Source organism: Pseudanabaena sp. BC1403 (assembly GCF_002914585.1).
Classification (GTDB): domain Bacteria; phylum Cyanobacteriota; class Cyanobacteriia; order Pseudanabaenales; family Pseudanabaenaceae; genus Pseudanabaena.
This window is the reverse complement of the sequence record NZ_PDDM01000031.1, coordinates 38053-60632: the sequence shown is the minus strand read 5'-3', so window position 1 is coordinate 60632 and position 22580 is coordinate 38053. Positions and strand designations below refer to the sequence as shown.

Sequence of the window (22580 nt, the reverse complement as noted above, 5' to 3'; positions counted from 1 at the left end):
GAAATTTTGGGCAAGGTTAAAACATCATGTCAGTAAGATTATAGGAAAATGTGAAAGTTTATGGGATGCCGTACAGCAAGCCTTCTGTCAATTGTCCTAACTATCCCTTTCTTTGCTATAAATGGAATTATAGAGCCATTCCTCAAAATAACTGAAATGCATAAGTTATTTATTTTTCATTCCTAAGTAACCCGTTTCAACGGGTTTGAGCTTTTAGTCCGCACTTGAGTGCAGGGCTACTGTGTAAGATCTGTAATACCAAAGCCCGCAATTACCAAGATTAAGACCCAAGCATCAATAATTTATTTGTAGGGGCAATTCATGAATTGCCCCTACAAATAAATTAAGGGTTTCCCGTTATTCTTCAATAGCAATTGTGGAAACTAATCGCAATAATTTGGGGATTTCTTCTGTCTCAGGGGCAAATTCTAACTGAGTTTCGCGGGTGGGCAAATATCCTGACTCCGCAAAAGAGATTAACATTCTCTGCAATGCAATCCATACTTCTGATTCAAATTCCCATTCATAGCGTGAGTTAGATCGACCTGCGATCGATCGCAAAGCCCAAAAGTAGCTATTACGGACGATTGAGCCCTGTTTGTTATACTTTGGCACATCCTCTCGATGAATAAATAGAACTTCGTTCTCAATCTTGGCGCGCATCTGCTCTCTTGTTTTAACTTGTATACTGCAATATATAGACAAACATGTTCCCAATTTTAGTACAACCATCCAGCACTAAAATCAGAAAAAGCTCATCATTAAATATATTATTATGCCCAGAACCGCCATTATCCAGCCCGATCAATCCTATAGTTTTGCAGATTATTTTAAACTGAACTTTGCATCACAAGATATCCTCGCGTATTTTGGCGTTATTCTCCAAAGGCAATCCTTGCAATTCCCCCGTTATGAATCCACACTAGATCGCCTGATCGATCTCAAAGCGCGCATCGAAGAAAGTCTACCCCGCCTAAGTCTCACAAGTGAAATAGCGCGACGAGAATTCCTAATTGCCCCAGTATTAACCGATGTACTCCACTACACCCAAGCCACCCTCAACATTGAATATCCCGTCGCCGTAAGTAACCAACTCAAAGGCTCCCTAGATTATCTTCTGCAAAATGACCAGACATTCCTTGTTGTTGAAGCTAAAAATGAAGACTTAGAAAGAGGCTTTGTACAACTTGCGATCGAAATGATCGCGATCGATCAATGGATTGAATCCGATCAACCAATCATATATGGCGCAATATCCACGGGAAATATTTGGCAATTTGGAAAATTCAACCGTCAAACCCGCTTAGTAACTCAAGATCTCAACCTCTTCCGTGTCCCCGCCGACCCAGACGATCTTCTACGCATCTTAGTCAAAATCCTTAGCAATTAATTATCATCCGTAATTCTTAAATCATAAATATTGACAAAACTCCTTCCAGTCAAGCCTTACCTGCTGGCTATATGCTTTAGCATATTCCATCACCTCAGTTTTCCATTTGGTTTTACTCGCAAAATCAATTAACTGATCAACGATCGCAGAGCCTTGTCTACCACTACTACGTAAATGCGACCAAGCTACCACTTGACCCAATGATTGCATTAACACTTCAGAATGTGGCAATTTATCATCCCATTTCTCGATCTTTAAATGGTCAGTTGGACTTTGAGTTGACTGAAGTCCTCTCAACACAAATGAATCTTTACCAATAGTCACAGAATGCAGAAAAGCAATAGGAATTGCTTGTAATCGCTTTTGAATTGAAACAATGCGATCGCCTTCACTTTCCCATTTTGGTTGCGCCCATTCGTTATAGGCTGCAAGTGATGAAGGTAGAGCCCTTTTAAGATCGAGGAGATAATTACCATCGGGGGAACCTTTACCTTCCACCAACAAAACATAACGCTCAATCCCTAAACTTCCCTTGCCAGCAATGCGTTGCGCTACATCCAATAATTTAAAGAACTTAGGGTTTGGCTGTTCAGCGGCAAAGACTTCCATAAAACTTATCACTTTCTGTTTTTGCTGATCAGATATCGGTTTCGCCTTTTTGAAATCAATTTTTAGCGATCGCTTTTGCGTTTCTTTATCTAAAACAGTACGTTCCTCTAATAGCTCTCTGCGCTTGACCTGATTTTTGCGCGCTAGCAAATCTTCGATCACAGGAGGAGCCATATCTTCACCCATCCAATAAGCTTTGCCCTCAGAGATGGTCTGAATATATGAATTGAGGAATTTCTGGCAGAGTTTTTCTGCAACTTGTAAACCAACCGAATAGGTTTCAGTAGACACAAAAATGCTAGTCAACAAACGCGCAATTTCCCAAGTACAGGGAGCAAGTACAGCTTCATCAAAATCATTGATATCAAAATAAACGTGACGATTATCCGCTTTATAATTCCCAAAATTCTCTACATGCAGATCGCCACAAATCCAGACAAGAGGAGCCTTTCTAAACCATGACTTAATTGGTAAATCCTCATAAAAAAGATGACAGGTAGATCGAAAAAAGATAAAGGGATTTTCTTTGTCTTCACGCATATACTCATATTTCGCTTTAAGCAAATCAGGATCTCGCGGTTGATTGAGATTAAATTGATAAATGCGATCGCGAATATTTCGATTTGCCATAAAAATCCCCTCAAATTAATATAAAGTGGCGCTAGCGCCACTTTATATTAATTTACTTTACTGATTCCCGTATATACGTTCTCATTTACTAAACCCAACCAAGGATCACTAGCAGGTGTCAGAAACAATTGATCATAAACTCGACGATTAAGGGAGTTTAGAGCCAGCGAATTGCCGTTGAGATTTTCATTTCCAATAAATTCACCATTAGCAAACCAACTGTGAATCTGCGCATGAAATACATATTCGTTACGAACCGTATCTTGCGCGATCGCTCTTTCAAAACTATTGACCACTGTTGTCATCGATGCACTCGGCGACAACTTACGTTCCATTAGCTTTAGACTGCCTTGATCGAGATATACCCGATTTTGAAAAAGCCTTGCTAATCTTGCCCAATTGGCATCACTGAGCTTAGCAAATGGCGAAGGTGGAATAACTTCAGAGATAGGCGCACTAGGTGTGCGAGTTAGGGTTGGCATCTCGACTGCCATTTTGCCAAAAGTCAAACGACTTGCAATCGTTGCATCAACATTTGCGGGAGTCCGTATCGCTATAGGTTCAAGTAACCGTTGTGCAGGTAAGTTTAAGCGCTTGAGATCTGATTGCCAGTTTCTTTCGATTTTGGCTAAGCGATCGCGATGATATTTCACCAAAACTTCGCGACGCAACTTTACATCATTGGTATTGTTAAGCAGTTTCTCTGCCCCTTCAGCATCTTTAAGATTTTCCATAAATGCTTGTGGGCTGTACAAACCTGGGATGGCATCAATTGGACGACCATCACTATCCAGAACATAGTGAATGCTGTTACCTGTAAGGGTTTGCTCCAGCTTACGACCATCCCCAAAATCAATCGTTACCTTAGGCACTGGACGCTCTGATTGCCAATGCAAAATAAAGCGATCGCGTAACAATTGCGATACTCCCGCATTAGGATAAAGAGCCGTGCGGAAAAATCGGCTATTAGCACAACTCAGCTCATCATTGAGATTGCCAAGCAGGCGCAAAGACAAAATCGGTTTGCCAGATTCTTTTGATGCAGTCTTAGCAGCTTCTAAATCTTTGTACCAATACAACCGCGATGCATCACAGTCCTTTTGCTGGCAAATTGCGTCTAAAGTTGCCCGTAATTGTGAATTATTAGGTAAATCTTTTTGATAAGCATTCCAAAATGCATCTACACCCACATTTTTAAATTCGCGTAACTTCGCGATCGCCTGCTGCGATGTTACTTGATCTTTGGAAGCTGCTTGTTGAACGAGGCTATCCAAACTCGGTTGCTCTGAGGCTCTAGCTATCTGTGGTGAAGAGATGACAGAGATAGCGATCGCGCCCAAACTAAATAAAGCGAAACATGAATTAGCCAGCGTTTTGTTCCCAAGCATTATAAAATCTCCCTAATCGCAATTTAGGCTTAAACTTAACCCTGCTAGACATAGTTATTGCTCATATTGTTCCTAGCAAAAATAAATTTTTATGCAGCGAAATACTTTCAAACCCAAGAAAGTAGTAGCAGCGCAAAGCACCGCCACTCCTTTCTTGGGTTTGACTTTCTGATTTTGTGTTCTCACATTACTTGCAACGATCCCCGCAAAGATAGACAATGTTTGCATTCAGAAAAAATATGCAAATAAAAAAGCCAAGATAATCCGAAGAATTTATGAAAAACGTACTGGCTATCATTCTGGGCGGTGGACAGGGAAGCCGACTATATCCCCTCACTAAGACACGCGCTAAGCCCGCCGTCCCCGTAGCAGGCAAATATCGACTGATCGACATTCCTGTGAGTAACTGCATTAACTCAGGCATTGAAAAAATTTATATCCTGACACAGTTTAACTCCGCATCGCTTAATCGACATGTCAATCAAGCCTATCGACCTGCCTCCTATTCTGATGGTTTTGTGGAAATTTTAGCAGCCCAGCAGACCCCTGATAGTCCAGACTGGTTTCAAGGCACAGCCGATGCAGTTCGCCGCTATGCATGGCTTTTAGAATCTTGGGATGTCAGTGAATACTTGATCCTATCTGGCGATCATCTTTACAACATGGACTACGAAAAATTCGTCCAACATCACCGCGAAACTGGAGCAGATATTACCCTATCCGTATTGCCTGTCGATCAGAAAAAAGCATCAGCTTTTGGCTTGCTCAAAACCGATAGCACTGGCAAAGTGATTAATTTCCTCGAAAAGCCTAAAGGTGAAGCACTGGAGGGAATGCGTGTTGATACAACTAAACTTGGCTTAGATCAGGCCTCAGCGATCGCGAATCCTTTCATCGCTTCGATGGGAATCTATGTATTTAACAAGCAGGCTATGTTAAAACTGCTCAGCGAAAATCCTGAACATACAGATTTTGGCAAAGAAATTATTCCTGATGCAATTCACAATTTGAATGTTCAGGCTTACTTATATAAGGGATATTGGGAAGATATTGGAACCATCGAGTCCTTCTATCAAGCTAATCTAGATTTGACTCGTCATCCTTCCACTGGCTTTAATTTCTACGAGACTAAAAAACCGATCTACACCCGCGCTCGTTATTTGCCACCCAGCAAAGTTCATGACTGTAAGGTAAAAGATTCAATCATCGGTGAAGGATGTCTCCTTAACAAATCGACTGTCACCAATTCGGTCGTCGGTATTCGGATGCATATTGATGCTAATTGCACTATCGAAGATACTCTCTTAATGGGTTGTGATTTCTATCAGCCTCAAGAAGAGCGTGAGACAGATCTCGAAACCAATAAAGTCCCAATGGGAATTGGCGAAAATACAATTATTCGTCATGCAATCATCGACAAGAATGCTCGTATTGGCAAAAATGTACAGATCATCAACAAAGATCGTGTCCAAGATGTAAATCGTGAAGAGCAGGGCTATTGCATCTGTAATGGCATTGTCGTCGTCGTCAAAAACGCAATAATTCCCGATAACACCATTATCTAAATCTAAAAAAGAATCGGCACTTTGTGCCGATTCTTTTTTAGGACAAAAAAGCCTTGCTTTGCAAGGCTTTTTTTGTTTATACAGAGGGCTTTTGTTTGTGCCATTCCGTTGATTGCTCGTAGCCATAAGCAACTTGCAGCAACACATCTTCCCTTAATACATTGGAAATCATTTGCAACCCGATCGGCATTCCCTTTGAGTCAAAACCACAGGGAATGCTAATTCCTGGTAAACCCGCCAGATTTACAGGAATTGTCATCAGATCCGACAGATACATCCCCAGAGGATCTTCAGTTTTACTACCTGCCTTAAAAGCAGTAGTTGGTGCAGTTGGACAAACCAAAACATCCACTTGCTCAAAGGCTTTTTGGAAATCTTGAACGATTAAAGTCCTAACTTTCTGAGCTTTCAGATAATAGGCATCATAGTAGCCAGCAGATAGGACATATGTACCAATCATGATCCGTCGCTTTACTTCAGCACCAAACCCTTGTTCGCGGGTATTTTCATACATGCTCAGCAAGTTCTCAGCATTCTCGTCACGGAAGCCATACTTCACACCATCATATCGGGCGAGGTTGGCGGATGCTTCTGAGGGCGCGATGATGTAATAGGTGGGGAGTCCATAGCGAAATCGAGGACAGGAAATTTCATAGACTTCTGCGCCCATGCTCTCGAAATGCGCGATCGCCTTCCTCACAGCAACTTCAACTTCACTATCTAAGCCTTCGCCAAAGGTTTCGGTAATTACACCGACTTTTTTGCCCTTGAGTGATTGAGTTAAATTTGGTGTTAACAAAGCAGCATAGTCAGGAACTGTGACGTTAATGCTGGTGGAATCCTTGGGATCGTAGCCTGCGATCGCGCCCAAAAATATCGCCGCATCTTCAACGGTATTTGCAAAAGGGCCTATTTGATCTAGAGACGAAGCAAAAGCAACTAACCCAAATCGTGAAACTAATCCGTAAGTCGGCTTTAGCCCAACTACCCCACAATATGAAGCTGGCTGACGAATCGATCCACCAGTATCTGAACCTGTGGCAATTACACATTCACCGCTAGAGACGGCAGCAGCAGAACCACCCGATGAACCACCAGGGACATACTCTGTATTCCAAGGATTAGCGGTGAGGGCGATCGCTGAGTTTTCGGTGGAGCTACCCATCGCAAACTCATCAAGGTTAGTTTTACCAACCATTACGGCTCCAGCCGATCGCAGTTTTGCTGTAATTGTCGCTTCGTAGGGTGGGACAAAATTTTTCAGCATTTTAGAGCCGCAAGTGGTGGGCATTCCCTTGACGCACATATTGTCCTTCATGCCAAGCGGCACACCTGCAAGTGCTGGTAAATTTTCGCCTGAGGCGATCGCAGCATCGATGACTTTGGCTTGAGCGATCGCCACTTCTGGCGTAACAGTCACAAAACTATGTAATTTCGGCTCTAACCGATCAATGCGATCTAAAAACTCTTGAGCAATTTCAGTTGCTGATCGCTCTTTATTGATTAAGGTCTGACGAATTTGGGCGATCGAAAGCATAAAGAATCTAGTACGTTAGTTGGCAGAATTTTAAGTATATAGCGAAAAAGTAGAGAGGGCATCAAGCAGCATCTCTACTTTTTCGCTATAGCTTTTGGAACAAAAACAAATAATTTTCTGGACAAGTGCGGAGAAAGCAAATACAATATATCCGCAAATTAAGGTACGTTCGCACCGCTTGGAGGTCATTATTCCTGAACCGCTAACCCTGACTGTGAGTTTACGAGGCAGCCGCGAAGTCAAGGACACCTATCAATTGATCCGCCTCACAGGTCTTCTGGACGCTTTCTCTGAGCCAGCTTTTAAAAAAGTTATTGGCAAATGCGTCGATGATGGGCCTTTTAACGTGATTTTAGATCTGTCAACCATTGATTTTGTCGATAGCTCTGGGCTTGGGGTTTTAGTGCAAATGGCAAAAAAAACTCAAACTTTGAGTGGAACGCTCCAAATTATTACCAATGCTAGAGTCACGCAAACAGTCAAACTGGTTCGATTAGATCAGTTTCTGTCACTTCAGACATCTATTGATGCCGCGCTTGCAAAGCTCGATCAACCTAAAAAAGACTAAGTTAACAGGCGGTAAAACAAGCAAACAAGCCAAAATCCCGATCAAGCTCAAAAAGTATAGGCACTCAATTTAAACTTGACTATAATTTTGTATGCTTCAAAGATTTAGAAAGTGAAGGGGGCAAATATTCTGAATTTGATGTAAACATCAAAATGAAATTGATCACCTAAATGAACTTGATATAGATTAAATCCCTGATATTGACTCCAAATCTTTTGCAAAAATGAATCTTTGCTGTTTTTTTGCAAAAGATTTGTTTGTTTGGCCACCATATACAGACATCGAAACACAGCAGTTTTCGATCAAAAGAACCAATAATTTTAAAAAGAGTTACAAAGAAACACTTTTTAAAATTATTATTTCTGAGCTGCGCGCAAAGCACTGTAATACCAATAGTTGCGACACTCGATTATTAGAGGCAGCCATAAAAACCTATTCTCAGTAATTGACAGTCCTGCTATGATGTTTCTAAGACAAGATTTATATACATTGATGGGCAAGCATAGCTTGCCCATCAATGTCTGAAGCAAACGTAAATGTTAAATGTCTGATAGATACCTAAATATTTTGTCAACACCCAACAAAAGCAATCAAATTATTCTGTAATGGCATTATCCTGTAATGTCTCTTAGCCCAATCGTTGAAAATATCGCTGAGATCCCAGCCTCTGCTCTAGCCTATATTGGCGATGCTGTGTATGAGATGCAAATGCGGCTTCATTATTTACTGCCGCCACGCACAGCCAAACAATATCACCAGCTTGTCGTTAGTCAAGTTAGAGCCGAGCAACAAGCAAAACTTCTCGAAAAACTTGATCTCTCAGATTCTGAGTCAGATCTAGTAAGACGCGGTCGCAATTCAGCAGGATCTGCCCCACGTAAAGTTGATCCCAAGATTTACCAAAGTGCTACAGGATTTGAAGCTTTGATTGGTTATCTTTACTTAACCGATCGCAATCGCCTCGACCAAATTTTTACACAGCTACTTAGCCACATCGACCCCCCAGCGCCGCCATGACAACGCAACCTAGACTAAAATCCAAATCCGACAAGAATTCCGATAGAGACGGAGATAGAAGCTACGAAAAACGCTCCGACAAGTCTTTTGATAAATATTCTGACAAACGTTCTGATAATCGCTCTGATAGCCGATCCGATCGCAGCACTGGCAAATATACCGATAAACGCACTGACAATCGCTCTGATAGTCGATCTGATAGTCGTCCAGAGAGAGCTGACAGATCCTTTGACAAGCCCTACAAATCTGAGCAGCCTTATAAGTCATCAGATAGAAATTTTGATAAACGCTCTGATAGTCGTACTGACTCTAAATATTCTGGTAAATCAGACAAGTACTCAGATCGTCGTCCTGAGAAAAGTTTTGACAAGCCCTTTGAAAAACGTTCTGACTCATCTGCTGAGCCAAGATTTGAACGTAAGTTTGACAAGCCCATAGGCAAAAAGTTTGGCGATAAATTCGCTGAGAAGAAATTTGGCGATAAAAAATTCGGTGACAAGAAGTTCGGCGACAAGAAATTCGGCGACAAAAAATTTGGTGACAAGAAATTCGGTGACAAGAAGTTTGAACGGAGCGATCGCCCTGAGCGTTCTGATCGGGGCACTGATCGTAATTTTGGGGATCGTGATTTCGGCGATCGCAAATTTGATCGCGATCGTAATTTTGGGGATCGCGATCGCGCAGCTATTCCTAATTTTGAACGCCGCTCTCTGCCGCCCGTCTCACGTAATGTCGATCCCGATGGCGAACTAGGAATTACTGCACCAGTTCATAATCCCGAAAATCCTGACATCGTTTATGGTCGTCATGCAGTTGAGGCAGTCCTAAATAGCGATCGCAGCATTAACCGCGTATGGGTTACTGCTCGACTGCGTTATGCACCAGACTTCTTGCCCTTGATTGACGAAGCTAAGGCAGCAGGAGCAGTGGTCGATGAAGTTGATAATACAAGACTTGATCGCATCACTGACAATGGCAGACATCAAGGTATCGCTATTCAGGTTTCCGCTTATGAATATGCCGACCTTGACGAATTAATTGCTAGCGCTAAAGAAAAATCGGCTCAGCCAGTTATTGTCATCGCTGACGGAATCACCGATCCCCATAATTTAGGGGCGATCATTCGCAGTGCTGCTGCCCTCGGCGCACATGCCCTAGTCATTCCTCAACGTCGTGCAGCAGGAATCACCGCCACTGTTGCAAAAGTTGCAGCAGGCACATTGGAAATCTTGCCAGTCGCCCGTGTGGTTAATCTCAATCGCGCCCTTGAGAAAATCAAGGAAGCAGGTTTCTGGGTTTATGGAACTATGGCAGGTGCAAGCGAAGCAATTCACAAAGCCAAATTCTCTGGCGCGATCGCCTTGGTCATCGGTGCAGAAGATGAAGGTTTGAGTCTGTCAGTGCAAAAAAATTGTGACTTCTTGGTATCTATACCTTTAGAAGGAAAAGTGGAAAGCTTGAATGCATCAGTTGCCACAGGAATGGCGCTGTACGAGATTTTTAGACAACGTTGGGTTAATACGTTAAACCTGAACAATTTGTCTTGAAGTCATGTTTTAAGTTATATAAAGATATAGGAAGAAAACTTTAACTTTGAAGCTTTCTCATTCACCTAAACCATTCACTTTAACTACGAAAATCATGGGTGGTAACTTGTTTAAGAACATTTTTACATCAATTCTCGAAACTGTTGGGTTAGCTGTGTGGATCGAAATTGTTACTGATTCACCACATTGCACATACTACTTTGGGCCTTTTACAAGTGAATCCGAAGCTGAATCTGCAAAACTTGGTTTTATCGAAGATCTTGAAGCAGAAGGTTCTAAAGGACTTTCTGTAATGGTTAAGCGGTGCAAACCTGAAAAGCTGACCATTTATGATGATTCACTGGATTTTAAGCTTGACCGTTTCTTTGCATTTAGCGGTCAGACTCTGTAATCACTAAACTGATAATGAATTGAGGGGCTGAAGCCCCTAATTTTTTGTGAGATAAATGCATAATAAATATCTATGAGAGATTTATAAATTTTTTAAACGAACATATGTTATTTGGACTTGGCAAAAAGTTAACTCTTCCCACTGCATCAGATGCTCTTGCGGGAAGATCTTCGGCAATTCCCACCGCATCACATCATTTCGTAAATGGTAATGCGCTGAAACCACCTTTCCCTGAAGGTATGGAAACTGCTGTTTTTGGCTTAGGGTGTTTTTGGGGGGCAGAACGTAAGTTTTGGCAGCAAAAAGGTATTTATGTTACTGCTGTTGGTTATGCAGCGGGCTTAACACCTAATCCGACTTATGAAGAAGTTTGTTCGGGCATGACTGGACACAATGAGGTTGTGCTGGTTGTGTACGATCCCAAAGTGATTAGTTATGCTGATTTACTCAAGGTTTTTTGGGAATCTCATAATCCTACGCAAGGAATGCAACAGGGCAACGATAAAGGAACCCAGTATCGTTCAGGCATCTATGTGTACAACGATGCCCAAAGAAAACTCGCTGAGGACTCGCGCGAAGTTTATCAGGATGCTCTAAAAGCTTCAGGGATGAAGCAGGGCATTACGACGGAAATTCGTGATGCTGGGGAGTTTTATTACGCTGAGGGCTACCATCAACAATATCTCGCCAAGAATCCTGGTGGTTATTGCGGGCTAGGCGGTACAAATGTTTGTTACCCTCCTGTTGCAGTTTAAAAAAAAGGGAAGGCATCGCAAAGCGATGCCTTCCCTTTTTTAATTGATGCGTCGCCGCATCAATTATTCGCAATAGCACTAATTACCATTGCCGCAAGTTTACTTGCTGCTCCCGCTTCACCACATACTTTTTTTAAGCGATCGCGCATTTTTGCTAACTCTTCGGGGCGATCTAGATAAAACAAAATTTCGGTAGCAACTTGAGTCGGAATGAGCTTTCCTAATAGCTCAGGGACGATCGCTTCACCAGCCCAGATATTTGGCCAAGCTAGTAATTGACCTTTTTTTTGAATTTGCGCCATTAGAACTGAGTTAATTAAAATTCCTAGAACTTTGCCTAGAATTGGTGCAGATGCAAGTATCCCCAGCAATCCATCCCATCCCACTTTGGTGTCCGCAAAATTGGTTGGTAAAAGAACTAGCATCGGCTGATTGAGCGCAGCTAGTTCAGCAGTATTAGCACCGACAGTGGTAATGCAAAGTTGACTGCTTTTAATAAGGTTATGGGCAGGAAATTCGCGATAAATATTAATTACAGTGCCTTTGGCAGTCACCAAATTCCCTTCAAAGATATCTGCCGTTGCACCATCACTGTCGGCAGTTGGAAAGCTAGTTTGAGTGTATTGAGCTAGAGTTTCAGGAGTAGTCGTTGGGGCAAGGACGATCGCTAATTCCAGCTCGGGGCGTTTTTGCTTGAGAATATCAGCGATCGCAACAACTAGAGGCGCACCAACCTGTAATTTGTGCCCTTTGGAACCAGGCATAAAGCAAATTCTGTTAGCAGGTAATGAGGTGCTTAATGCCTCTTGATTTGATTGATCAATCATCAAATCTCCGATTACTGTTGCTTTTGCTCGAAATTCTGTTGGGATCTTATCGAAAACTGCCTGATTGCGAACTGCAAACAAATCTGCCCAGCGATACCATCGGGCTTCCCATTCTGCATAAATCAAAGTTTTGTAGCCAAGGCGCTTCGCGATCGCTACTGCAAAAAACTGATCTCCACCCAAAAAAATTACGATCCCCTTTTTCGCCCATTCCCAGTTAGGGGTTTTGCCCCACAATAAAAAATCAAAAAACTGATCCTGCGACAATACACGATCTACATTCGGAAAACTTTGGGCGAGTTGTGCTTCTCGTCCACTGGCATTCTGGCAAGGCGAGAGCGCAATCGAGATGCGAGCTTGTTGAGGGTTGAGTAAGTCTGACTGCGATCGCATTGCTATTTCTAAAGCTTTCAAAAAAGGAAACACCCATGTCGTTAACTCCCCAGGAGCATTCGACAGAATTAAAATATCTGTGGAAATATCCTTGGTTTGAGGAATGTTAGCCATTGTCAGTAAACCCATAAAGTAGACAGAAAAGTTCTCGCTTTCTCTACTTTATGGGTTTATTGACAGAAATTGAAACGTCGGGATCGAATTCACGATAAAATTATGCACTCATAATCAAGTTAAATTAAGAGCTAGTAACTCAGTTTTTTACCCAAATTTTTATAAACGTCACGCATGTGGATTTAAGTAGTTTATTTGATACGCCAAAGCCCGTAATTGGGGTCATCCATCTTTTGCCGTTGCCTACTTCGCCGCGTTGGGGGAGCAGCCTTAAAGAGGTCATTGATCGTGCTGAGCAGGAAGCTACAGCACTCGCCGCAGGCGGTGTACATGGAATTATCGTAGAAAATTTTTTTGATGCTCCATTTACTAAAGATCGCGTCGATCCTGCTGTGGTCAGTTCCATGAGCCTAGTTGTCCATCGCGTCAAACAGATGGTTGGCGTTCCTGTAGGCATCAATGTCTTAAGGAATGATGGTCATAGTGCCTTAGCGATCGCGTCCTGTGTTGGCGCTAAGTTTATTCGCGTCAATGTCCTGATGGGCGTAATGGCAACTGATCAAGGCATTATCGAAGGTGATGCTTACAAACTTTTGCGCTATCGCCGTGAACTCGGCTCAGATGTAAAAATCTTTGCAGATGTTTTGGTGAAGCACGCTCAACCGATTTCAGTTCCGCAGATTTCCGCTGCTGTTCACGATACGATTCATCGTGGACTTGCCGATGCGGTGATTTTGTCTGGATGGGCAACTGGGCAACCACCGACATCAGAAGATCTTCAGGAAGCGAAAATTGCCTGTGGTGATACACCCCTATTTGTTGGCTCTGGAGCAACATGGGATAATGTGCCGCAGTTAATGGAATATGCTGACGGTGTAATTGTCTCTAGTTCGCTCAAGCGTAATGGTCAGATTCAACAGGCGATCGATCCAATCAGGGTTAGCCGCTTTGTCGATGCTGTGCGATTAGATATTGCCAACAAAAAAAATCAGCATATTGCCGAAGAGCAAATATTGCGATCTCCGCCGATATCGATTGGATAAAATCTATAAAATAAAAGCTAGATGCGCATAACGTCTCTAGTTAAAAATCTATTTAGTAGGCAGGTACAAATTGTCAGGAACAGCTGCAAGAAAACGATCTGAGCCTTGGTTGCATCGGTGGTCGCGCCCTGCGATCGTCGCTTTGTCTCTATTTGGCTTTTCTCTGGTAACCTATTTGACCGTAACTCACTTCTTTGGTCAGAAAGTCGCGCTCTGCGATGTCCAAGGAAGTGGCTGTGACTTAGTGCTAAGTAGTGAATACGCCAAGATTTTTGGGATCCCTTTAACAATCTTTGGTGCTTTAGGCTATCTCACCATCGGACTGTTAGCGGGCTTGCCATTGCTCTTAAAAAAAGATGATCCCAAAGCTCAAGCGCAAATCAAGGAATTAGCTAATTTCTTGCTATTCATGGTGTCCTCGTCAACTTTTGTCTTTAGCGGCTACCTGATGTATCTCCTCTCATCGGGACAGATCGGTGGGCAGCCTCAGGTTTGTCTGTACTGCATATCCTCCGCCGTCACCATGACTACAATTTGGGTACTCACGGTATTTGGTAATGCCTGGAAAGATGTGGGCAATCTCTTCTTTACAGGCGCGATCGTTGCAATAGTTACGCTGACAGGAACTTTAGTTATTTATGGTAGCCAAGGTAAACTCTCGGCTCAGAACAATTCCTTTGCAGGACGTTTAGCTCAGCACTTGACCGCAACAAATGCCAAGATGTATGGCGCATATTGGTGTCCACATTGTTTAGATCAAAAGAAAAAGTTTGGTGAGGCACAAAAGTTAATTCCCTATGTGGAATGTGCTCCTAATGCTCCTAATGGGGTAAAGTCTCAAACTGCATTATGCGAACAAAAAGGAATTAAGGGATTTCCCACTTGGGAGATCAATGGCAAAATGCTTTCAGGTGAGAGATCTTTAGAAGAATTAGCAAATGAGTCTGGCTATACAGGCGATCGCAAATAAACAAAAAAGAGAGTGCTTTGCACTCTCTTTTTTTATAAGCCCCAATAATTTGCTCGTTCTTTGAGCCAGCCATTTCTTCGCCATTTCTCGACAATTTCAAAGACCCGATCACGTAAGTCTAGATGTTGTAAACCACGCGGCAATGCGATCGCCAAACTATGAACGGCCAAAGGTTGTCCAATGATGGCAAAATCAGGATGATCTTTTAGCCATTGCATGAGACTGGTGCGATCGCCAACAAAAGCCTTGACTTTGCCAGATTGCAGAGCCTCTAAGCCGTCAGAATAAGAACTTGCACCTATAATCGCTGCTTTGGAAAATTGAGATTGGATCGCGGCGATCGCTGAAGAATTTTTGAGAACGCCAATTGCTGAAGGCAGATTTAGATCTTGAGAAGTGATGCCACGCTTAGCGATCACGATCGTGCTGTCGGTGTAATAGGGTAAAGAAAAATCAACTAGGCGCGAACGATTTGTAGTGACCGTGATTTGGGCGATCGCTAAGTCAACTTGATTGTTTTGTAAGGCTGATAGACGATCGCGATTTTTTAAAGGAACGAATTCAACTGGGAAATTAAGCTCTTTTGCTAATTCACGCGCAATATCAATTTCTAGTCCTGCTAGGTTGCCACTGCGATCGCGAAATCCTAAGGGCGGCAAATTATCTTTGACTCCAATAATTAGCTTGCCCCGTTTTTTAATTTTATCGAGAGTATTTATTTCTGGGGTGATAGCTGAGTTTGTTTCTGCGGCGATCGCTAGATTTGCTTCATGAATTGGCTGAAGCAACTTGAAATGATTCCCTCCATCAAATAAGGAAATCATCGCGATCGTTGCCAAGGTAAAAGTCCTAATCTGATTCTTTGTCACACGACCTCCGTTAAGTCTCAAAAAAGAAAAAAGCGGCGCTAAGCGCCGCTTTTTTCTTTTTTGTTTTTAAACAATCGCTTTTGCTTTTTCCACGATAGCGGTAAAAGCATCAGGATCAAGAATCGCAATCTGAGAAAGCATCTTACGATTGATCTCAATATTAGATTTCTTCAGCAACCCTGCAAACTTGCTATAGCTCAAACCTTGTTGGCGAGCCGCAGCATTAATGCGGGTAATCCAGAGACTACGGAAATCACGCTTCTTCTTGCGGCGATCGCGGTAGGCATTACGAAGAGCTTTCATTACCTGCTGGTTAGCAGTGCGGAACAGCTTAGAGTGCGATCCGCGAAAGCCCTTGGCTAATTTCAGTACTTTGTTGCGGCGCTTCCTAGCTACGTTACCGCGTTTTACTCTCGTCATGGCAGTTCGTTAATTATCGTTAAAGTCGGTTATTTTCACTTCTAGCAATGTCTATCTCATCGATAGCAATCACTAGGCGTAAGGCATCATTGCACTTACTCTGTCATTATCAGTCTCATCAACTATAGCCATCTTACCCAATCTGCTCTTACGAACAGTTGGTTTATGCTCTAGTAGGTGATTGCGACCAGCGTGGCGGCGAGCAAACTTGCCGCTACCCGTCACCTTGAATCGCTTGGCGGCAGATTTACGAGTTTTGAGCTTAGGCACTTCTTTCTAGTCCAAATTTTTGACCTTTACGAGTGTACCATAAGCAAATGCAATATATTTCATTTAGTATAAAATTTCAGCAATTCTCCTTTTATAGCTATTGTTCAGTCATGCTTAGGACAACATAAAACCCAGTCATAGAGTTTGCGTTGCTTTGCAGTGAAAACTCTATGACTGGGTTTTATGTCCTGATACACTTGGCGACAGTTATCAAAACTGATTTTAAATTTTTCTACGTCGTAGACGCAGAAAAATTTAAAATCGAGTTCATTAGACCTCTATGGCACAAAACGCTCTTACAACCAATTTAAGTATGGAATCTAGCTCAGAAATTAAGACAAAACGCCGCGTGTTTATCAGTACAGGGGAAGTTTCAGGTGATTGGCATGGGGCGATTTTGATTGAGGCTCTGCGTGAACGGGCTGCCCTAAGAGGGATTGAATTAGAAATCGTCGGACTTGGTGGCGATCGCATGGCGGCGACTGGGATAAGGGTGCTAGGAAATACGGTTGGAATTGGTTCAATTGGGATAGTTGAAGCCTTGCCTTATATTTTGCCAACTCTTAAGGTGCAGCGAGATGCCAAACAATGGTTAAAAACTTCTCCGCCCGATGTGGTAGTGCTAATCGATTACATGATGCCCAATCAAAGTATGGGGCATTATGCTAAACACACGTTAAAGATTCCCGTCATCTATTACATCGCTCCTCAAGAATGGGTTTGGTCATATAACGACAAAAATACGAGGGCGATCGCTGATTTTACAGATAAGTTATTGGCAATTTTCCCGCAAGAAGCAATTTTTTACGAGAAGCAAGGCACAAATGTTCAATGGGTCGGACATCCATTTGTAGACCTAATGGCAAAGATTCCCGATCGCATGGAATCACGCAAGCAACTTGGTATCGCTGATGATGATTTGGTGGTGACTTTACTTCCAGCTTCTCGTACTCAAGAATTGAGATCGGTCATGCCGATTATTCTTGCCGCCGCTAAAATCATCCAAACCAAGTTGCCCCATGTCAAATTTTGGTTGCCACTATCTCTAGAGCGCTATCGCCCCGAAGTTGAGAAGTTGCTTGAGGAATATGATATCAAAGCCACAATTATTTCTGCAAAGTCTCAGATTGCTATTAGCGCGGCTGACTTGGTACTGAGCAAATCAGGAACTGTGAATTTAGAGACAGCTCTTCTCAATGTGCCGCAGGTTATTTTATATCGAGTCAGTGCGCTTACCGCTTGGATTGCGCTTAATATTCTGAAGCTAAAACTACCATTTATTTCACCAGTAAATTTAGTAAATATGGAATCAGTTGTGCCTGAATTTGTCCAAACTGATGCTATTCCCGAAGCGATCGCGGAATGTGCTTTAGACCTATTAATCAACCCTCAAGCAAGGCAAACTATGCTCGATGGATATACCAGAGTAAGAGAGAGTTTGGGCAAAGAAGGAGCGATTAACCGTGTTGCTGATTCAATTTTGGATTATCTATAAAATCGGGTTTGATGCAAGTTCGCCGACGGCGAACTTGCATCAAACCCGATTTTTATAATGACCAAAAGCAACACGAGCGATCCCTCTTAGGGACATAAGGAATGAAAATTATTTAAAACCAAAATTTGTTGGGGCGGGCTTCGCCCGCCCCAACAAATTTTGGTTTTAATTGCACAAGTTAATTAATTTTCATTCCTAAGTAGCTATTTTGTGTTTTTAAAACCATCACTTCTTGTTTTTTTACAGCAAGGGTTGAATTTGAGCGCAAAGCGTTGTAATTAGCGATCGCCGCGAATTAACAACAACTGCACAAGTTGAAGGGCTGCATAAATTGCAGTCGCCACATATGTCCATGCAGCAGCATTAAGCACCTTCCGAGCACCGATATTTTCGTCACCTTGGAGAATACCTAGCTCGTCAATTAGCTTCAAAGCTCGGCTAGAAGCATCAAACTCAACGGGTAAAGTGACGAGGTGAAATAGGATTGCGCTGGCAAACAAGGCAATGCCAATATTGATGAACACAACACTCAAACTGCCAAGCGAAGTCAGAAATAGTCCCGCCATCACCATCAAGGGGCCAAAGTTTGCGCCGATATTCGCTACTGGCACAAGAGATGCGCGGATATTCATAAATTGATAACCGCGTACATCTTGCAAAACGTGACCACATTCATGGGCTGCGATCGCAGCAGCAGCCAGTGAAGATGAGCCATACACTGATTCCGATAAGCGCACTGCCTTCGCAGAGGGATCGTAATGATCGGTCAGTTCTCCTGCTACTTGCTCTACAGTCACATCATGGATACCCATGCGTTGCAGGATGGTCTTAGCAACCTGTGCGCCTGTCATTCCAAGGCTAGATCGCATATCTGCAAATTTTTCGTAAGTTGCTTTGACTCGCTGCTGCGCCCAAAACATCAAGATCATCCCTGGGATGAGGATCAAATAGGATGGGTGAAAAAACATTTACTTTTCTCCTTCAGACATTTCTATGTATGATTATGCCCTTGCCGCTATAGTCTCTGGCGGTAGTGAAAACACTACTGATCTGGTTAGGAAAAACAGTTTGTAACATTTACCTATAGCAATGATTGAGTTAGACAAATCAAAACCCAAAAGAGCAATGGCGGCGCTTCGCGCCGCCATTGCTCTTTTGGGTTTTATGTCCTAAGCAAAGCTTACAGCGCTATATATAAATAAACTAATTAGAGACTGTCAAATGAAATAGCCATGAAAAAATTACGTCTGATTCTCCTCAGTTTGTCTATAATCTGGTTTGAAGGACAAGTAATGCAAGCGATCGCGGCCCCACAGCCTCGCCAAGAAGGGAATATAGCTCCTACAAATTTAATGACGAAAGTATCAAATCATCTCACTGTCAACGATCTTGAACAGAATCCTCTGCTCGGACAATTGGGGCAGCCTCTTGGTAAAATTATCACGATCGCAGGTGTCGTTCGCCAAGGAGAATTGGGTGCAAAAGCTAGCCCAAGAGAGGTGTTAAGCGTTGAATCTGTAAACGATCGCCCTCTCGCTCAGCCAGTAACCATCGAATTTAATCTGTTTATGACGGCACAGGTTGCCAAGCCTGTTTTAGGGCGATCGTTTAAATATGTGGGCTACGAAACAGGAGGATTTACGGGAGTTCCTCAAGAAGCATTCAAGTTCGTACCCGCCGTAGCGACTACTGATCATCGATTTAATACTTCTTTTCAAGTGCTGCAAGAAGAATTAGATGTTGTTAAAACAAAATCGGATTTGACTCGGTTCAACAATCGCCGTGTTCAAGTGATCGGTCGCTATGTATCGCACAGTAGCCCAGCACCCGCAATCACATCCAGCATAGATTTTAAGGGAACCTATACAACGGCGAATATTGTGCTAGAAGATGGAACGGAAATTCCAATTTACCCAACTTACTTTAAGCAGTCGTTGCGATCGCCTGCCGAAGTCAAAACCTATGATGGAAAAATAGTTAAAGTAGTTGGTCAGATTTCTCTTGATCGAGATCAAAAGCTAAATACCAATCAACAAACCACTCTGACAACGTTTGATGGAATCTGGCAATATACTCCCTTTCCACCGAAAGAATAGGTTTCTCAATGAATAATTAGTGTTGCGCGGCAAAGCCGCGCAACACTAATTATTCATTGAGAAAGAAGTAGTTATAGTCAGAATTAGGTGATTTACAAACTATTACTAATCAGAACAAAAGCCGACCAAAAATAAGGATGATTATAATTCACAGAACCTTCTTTAATATTGCGATTGATCATGCTCAATTGAGCTTCCCGTAGAGATGTAGAAATATCAATATTTGCCTTTCGCAAATTATTATAAAAAGCAGACATCAGTATTTGTGTACCATTATCAGAAACCTTCCACAGCGAGGCGATCGATGCTTTTGCACCTGCCCGATGGACTTGATACCCAAAGCCTAAAATCTCTGTACCTGTTCCTAAACTACCTAATCCTGTCTGACAAGCACTCAAAACTACGAGCTGCGTATCTTTTAGCTTTAAATCATTCACTTCTGCTAATGTGAGCTTACTGCCATCACCAAATAACAGATAGGATTCAAAAGGAATACCATTTTTAAATTCTGCATGGGTTGCCAAATGGATAATTGCATTACCTGCTGCTTTATCCCGAATCGCCTGACTCGTAAAATTCTGTTCAATGTATTTATTCGCTTTAGGAAAAGTTGATGCAATGTTCTCAACTTCTGTAACAGAAGATGGTAGTCCTACTAAACCAAATTTGATTTCTCCCATTTTCCCGCCAAATGCTCCCGCTAAAATGGTTAAGTCATTCAATGATTGGCGATCGCGATCTAGCAAACTGTAGGAAATGAGATTATTGATGCGATATCGTTCCACTAACCATTGTTTGCCATCGTAGAGTGTAGCGAGGGGAATATAACGCAAGATCCCATCAGGGGCGTAGAGAATAGTCGTAGCATTTGCTTGCTTGAGATCGGATTCAATCGGTTTGATGAGAAGCTCGTATAGCTTCTTTGCCGAGGTCTTGATGTCCTCAGAGCTAGGATCATTCAAGTCAGTACGAAAATCGGCGATCATCTCTTCTAGTTGGGGTTTAGCGATCGCTACCGTACGCGCCGTAGGAATAGAATTAGCAGCAAAAATTACTATTTCCAGACGATCTAGCAGCACCAATGGATAAATGAGAACCACTCCTTGCGGTAGCTTTTGTAAGTATTCAGGAGCCTTATTAATTTCCGATGGCGCGATCTGCTGTATCTGTTGAGTTAGCTCACGGTTCAGCAAGGGAATTTGCGCAAAGCTTGTCGTGGCTAACTGGCGACTAATTTTTGACTCAGGCTCTAAAATTCGCATTCCCTGTGCTGTGCGATCGTTCCCTTTAACATTTTGGAGATAATCTTCTAGTTCTTGGATTTTTAATAGATCGATGATTTGTAGAGCTTCCATTACTCGCCCTTGCTTGAGCAATAAATCCGCAAGGCTTCGATATGTACCTGCCACCGTTCCTAAAAAAGATCGCTGTTCCTCTTTGCTCAATCCGCGAATATCTTGGCGAATCGATTCTTGAATGTTGACCGATTGTTTGTAATACAGAATTGCAAGTTCAGGTTGTTCTAGATCCCCAAGCAATACGCCTAAGTTATTCAGAGCCCTTCCTTCGCCATTACGATCTTTAAGCTGACGGGCGATCGCTAAATCTTGCTGATAAAAGACGAATGCTTTTTCATACTTTCTTAATCGATTATAGGCAATGCCCAGACCAGAAGCAGCTTTCCCCTCAGAGGCAATGTCTCTAATGTTACGGGCTATGGCTAATTGTTGCTCAAGGAAAGCGATCGCCTGCTCGTATTGTCCTAACTGCCGATAACCATTGCCGATATTGCCAAGGGCTCTACCTTCTCCACTGCGATCCTTAAGACTGCGCAATATTTCTAAACCTTGTTTGTACAAAACAATTGCTTGGGGATATTGAGCCAAGTTGCTATAAGCAGTGCCCAGATTATTTAGCGCCCTAGCCTGTCCACTAAGATCTTGTAATTCGCGGGCGATCGCTAAATCCTGTTGATAGAGAGCGATCGCTTTTTCATACTGCCCCAACTCACGATAAGCAATTGCAAGTCCGCCTAGCGCTCTTCCTTCACCCGCGCGATCGCTAATCTCGCGAGTAATTGCCAATTGCTGCTGATGGAAGGCGATCGCTTTAGCATAATTTCCTAGCTCACGGTAAGCAATACCAAGATTTCCAAGGGCATTACCTTCATTTATACGGTCATTGAGTTGGTGCAGGATTTCTACAGCAGATTGATAAACTGCGATCGCTTGTTTGTACTGCCCTAGTTGAATGTAGTTCAGCCCTAAACTATCAAGGGCATAGGCTTCAGCCTGACGATCGTTTAGTTCACGAGAGATCGTCAAACGTTGCTGAAATAAAGGGACTGACTTCGCAAATTGACCGAGACTGTAGTAAGCAATGCCCAGATTATTCAATACCTTGCTTTCATTAGGACGGTCTTTGATTTCTTGATAAATCTGTAAAGCGCGTTGCCATGCTTGAAAGGCGGCTTCATACTGACCGCTTCGATATCGCTGAAGCCCTTGATTTAGCAATTGACCTGCTTGCGTTTTGCGATCGCTCTGCTCCTGCGCCCATAACCGATCGCATACCAATGCTTGCATAGGCAAGCTCGACAAAATAGTGATTAAAGCGATCGCAATCAACTTTCCATGCATAACATTGATCCTAATAAACCAAAAAGCACTACCCGAAGGCAGTGCTT

The 22580-nt window shown here is 42.7% G+C and carries 21 protein-coding genes; 11 read left to right on the top strand and 10 right to left on the bottom strand.

Features of this window, described 5'->3' with window-relative positions; translation table 11 throughout:
* Positions 1 to 357: 357 nt before the first annotated feature.
* Entirely contained in the window at positions 358 to 663 is a 306-nt protein-coding gene (locus CQ839_RS21275) for a hypothetical protein (RefSeq protein ID WP_103670302.1), read from the bottom strand.
* Positions 664 to 775: 112 nt separating this feature from the next.
* Between CQ839_RS21275 and CQ839_RS21270 the strand changes: the two genes are divergently transcribed.
* Positions 776 to 1390, top strand: coding sequence for a hypothetical protein (locus CQ839_RS21270; RefSeq protein ID WP_103670301.1), 615 nt, complete (start codon positions 776 to 778; stop codon positions 1388 to 1390).
* Positions 1391 to 1411: 21 nt separating this feature from the next.
* On the opposite strand, the gene CQ839_RS21265 is transcribed toward CQ839_RS21270, so the two are convergent.
* Together CQ839_RS21265 and CQ839_RS21260 are read right to left on the bottom strand one after the other, a co-directional pair.
* The gene (locus tag CQ839_RS21265) at positions 1412 to 2629 is read right to left on the bottom strand and encodes a DUF2252 domain-containing protein (RefSeq protein ID WP_103670300.1); all 1218 of its coding nucleotides are present in this window, start codon (positions 2627 to 2629) and stop codon (positions 1412 to 1414) included.
* A gap of 47 nt (positions 2630 to 2676) precedes the next feature.
* Entirely contained in the window at positions 2677 to 4017 is a 1341-nt protein-coding gene (locus tag CQ839_RS21260; protein ID WP_258040821.1) for a hypothetical protein, read from the bottom strand.
* Between the two features lie 275 nt (positions 4018 to 4292).
* On the opposite strand from CQ839_RS21260, the gene CQ839_RS21255 reads away from it, so the two are divergent.
* Entirely contained in the window at positions 4293 to 5582 is a 1290-nt protein-coding gene (locus CQ839_RS21255) for a glucose-1-phosphate adenylyltransferase (RefSeq protein ID WP_103670298.1), read from the top strand.
* A gap of 76 nt (positions 5583 to 5658) precedes the next feature.
* Here CQ839_RS21255 and gatA read toward each other — a convergent pair whose 3' ends face one another.
* The gene (gene gatA, locus CQ839_RS21250; protein WP_103670297.1) at positions 5659 to 7119 is read right to left on the bottom strand and encodes an Asp-tRNA(Asn)/Glu-tRNA(Gln) amidotransferase subunit GatA; all 1461 of its coding nucleotides are present in this window, start codon (positions 7117 to 7119) and stop codon (positions 5659 to 5661) included.
* 214 nt (positions 7120 to 7333) lie between these two features.
* Between gatA and CQ839_RS21245 the strand changes: the two genes are divergently transcribed.
* From CQ839_RS21245 to msrA, 5 genes are all read left to right on the top strand, one after another.
* Positions 7334 to 7687: an STAS domain-containing protein gene (locus CQ839_RS21245; RefSeq protein WP_181016282.1), complete on the top strand. Its 354-nt coding sequence runs from the start codon at positions 7334 to 7336 to the stop codon at positions 7685 to 7687.
* Positions 7688 to 8308: 621 nt separating this feature from the next.
* On the top strand, positions 8309 to 8704 hold the full coding sequence (locus tag CQ839_RS21240) for a Mini-ribonuclease 3 (RefSeq protein ID WP_103670296.1): 396 nt from the start codon (positions 8309 to 8311) through the stop codon (positions 8702 to 8704).
* Positions 8701 to 10251 (top strand): 23S rRNA (guanosine(2251)-2'-O)-methyltransferase RlmB, encoded by a 1551-nt coding sequence (rlmB, locus tag CQ839_RS21235; RefSeq protein WP_103670295.1) that lies wholly within the window; start codon positions 8701 to 8703, stop codon positions 10249 to 10251. Before CQ839_RS21240 ends, rlmB begins: the two co-directional genes overlap by 4 nt.
* 46 nt (positions 10252 to 10297) lie before the next feature.
* Positions 10298 to 10642, top strand: coding sequence for a DUF1816 domain-containing protein (locus CQ839_RS21230; RefSeq protein ID WP_308455528.1), 345 nt, complete (start codon positions 10298 to 10300; stop codon positions 10640 to 10642).
* A 104-nt stretch (positions 10643 to 10746) separates the two neighbouring features.
* Complete coding sequence (msrA, locus tag CQ839_RS21225; protein WP_103670293.1) at positions 10747 to 11397, top strand: peptide-methionine (S)-S-oxide reductase MsrA; 651 nt, start codon at positions 10747 to 10749, stop codon at positions 11395 to 11397.
* Between the two features lie 59 nt (positions 11398 to 11456).
* Here the strand turns inward: msrA and CQ839_RS21220 are convergent, their stop codons facing one another.
* Positions 11457 to 12731: a lipid-A-disaccharide synthase gene (locus CQ839_RS21220; protein ID WP_258040819.1), complete on the bottom strand. Its 1275-nt coding sequence runs from the start codon at positions 12729 to 12731 to the stop codon at positions 11457 to 11459.
* A gap of 176 nt (positions 12732 to 12907) precedes the next feature.
* Between CQ839_RS21220 and btpA the strand changes: the two genes are divergently transcribed.
* Positions 12908 to 13774, top strand: coding sequence for a photosystem I biogenesis protein BtpA (btpA, locus tag CQ839_RS21215; RefSeq protein WP_103670291.1), 867 nt, complete (start codon positions 12908 to 12910; stop codon positions 13772 to 13774).
* Positions 13775 to 13844: 70 nt separating this feature from the next.
* The gene (locus CQ839_RS21210; protein WP_103670290.1) at positions 13845 to 14744 is read left to right on the top strand and encodes a vitamin K epoxide reductase family protein; all 900 of its coding nucleotides are present in this window, start codon (positions 13845 to 13847) and stop codon (positions 14742 to 14744) included.
* A gap of 32 nt (positions 14745 to 14776) precedes the next feature.
* Here the strand turns inward: CQ839_RS21210 and CQ839_RS21205 are convergent, their stop codons facing one another.
* The 3 genes from CQ839_RS21205 to rpmI form a co-directional block, all read right to left on the bottom strand.
* A complete protein-coding gene (locus CQ839_RS21205; protein WP_258040818.1) occupies positions 14777 to 15613 on the bottom strand; it encodes a transporter substrate-binding domain-containing protein in 837 nt (278 codons plus the stop codon).
* 66 nt (positions 15614 to 15679) lie between these two features.
* Positions 15680 to 16033, bottom strand: coding sequence for a 50S ribosomal protein L20 (gene rplT, locus CQ839_RS21200; RefSeq protein WP_103670289.1), 354 nt, complete (start codon positions 16031 to 16033; stop codon positions 15680 to 15682).
* Between the two features lie 72 nt (positions 16034 to 16105).
* Positions 16106 to 16303, bottom strand: coding sequence for a 50S ribosomal protein L35 (gene rpmI / locus CQ839_RS21195; RefSeq protein WP_103670288.1), 198 nt, complete (start codon positions 16301 to 16303; stop codon positions 16106 to 16108).
* A 313-nt stretch (positions 16304 to 16616) separates the two neighbouring features.
* On the opposite strand from rpmI, the gene lpxB reads away from it, so the two are divergent.
* Positions 16617 to 17798 (top strand): lipid-A-disaccharide synthase, encoded by a 1182-nt coding sequence (gene lpxB / locus CQ839_RS21190; protein WP_181016281.1) that lies wholly within the window; start codon positions 16617 to 16619, stop codon positions 17796 to 17798.
* Positions 17799 to 18076: 278 nt separating this feature from the next.
* On the opposite strand, the gene CQ839_RS21185 is transcribed toward lpxB, so the two are convergent.
* Entirely contained in the window at positions 18077 to 18766 is a 690-nt protein-coding gene (locus tag CQ839_RS21185) for a zinc metallopeptidase (RefSeq protein ID WP_103670287.1), read from the bottom strand.
* Positions 18767 to 19030: 264 nt separating this feature from the next.
* On the opposite strand from CQ839_RS21185, the gene CQ839_RS21180 reads away from it, so the two are divergent.
* Positions 19031 to 19894: a hypothetical protein gene (locus CQ839_RS21180; protein ID WP_103670286.1), complete on the top strand. Its 864-nt coding sequence runs from the start codon at positions 19031 to 19033 to the stop codon at positions 19892 to 19894.
* Between the two features lie 92 nt (positions 19895 to 19986).
* On the opposite strand, the gene CQ839_RS21175 is transcribed toward CQ839_RS21180, so the two are convergent.
* The gene (locus CQ839_RS21175) at positions 19987 to 22533 is read right to left on the bottom strand and encodes a CHAT domain-containing protein (RefSeq protein ID WP_103670285.1); all 2547 of its coding nucleotides are present in this window, start codon (positions 22531 to 22533) and stop codon (positions 19987 to 19989) included.
* Positions 22534 to 22580: the final 47 nt, after the last annotated feature.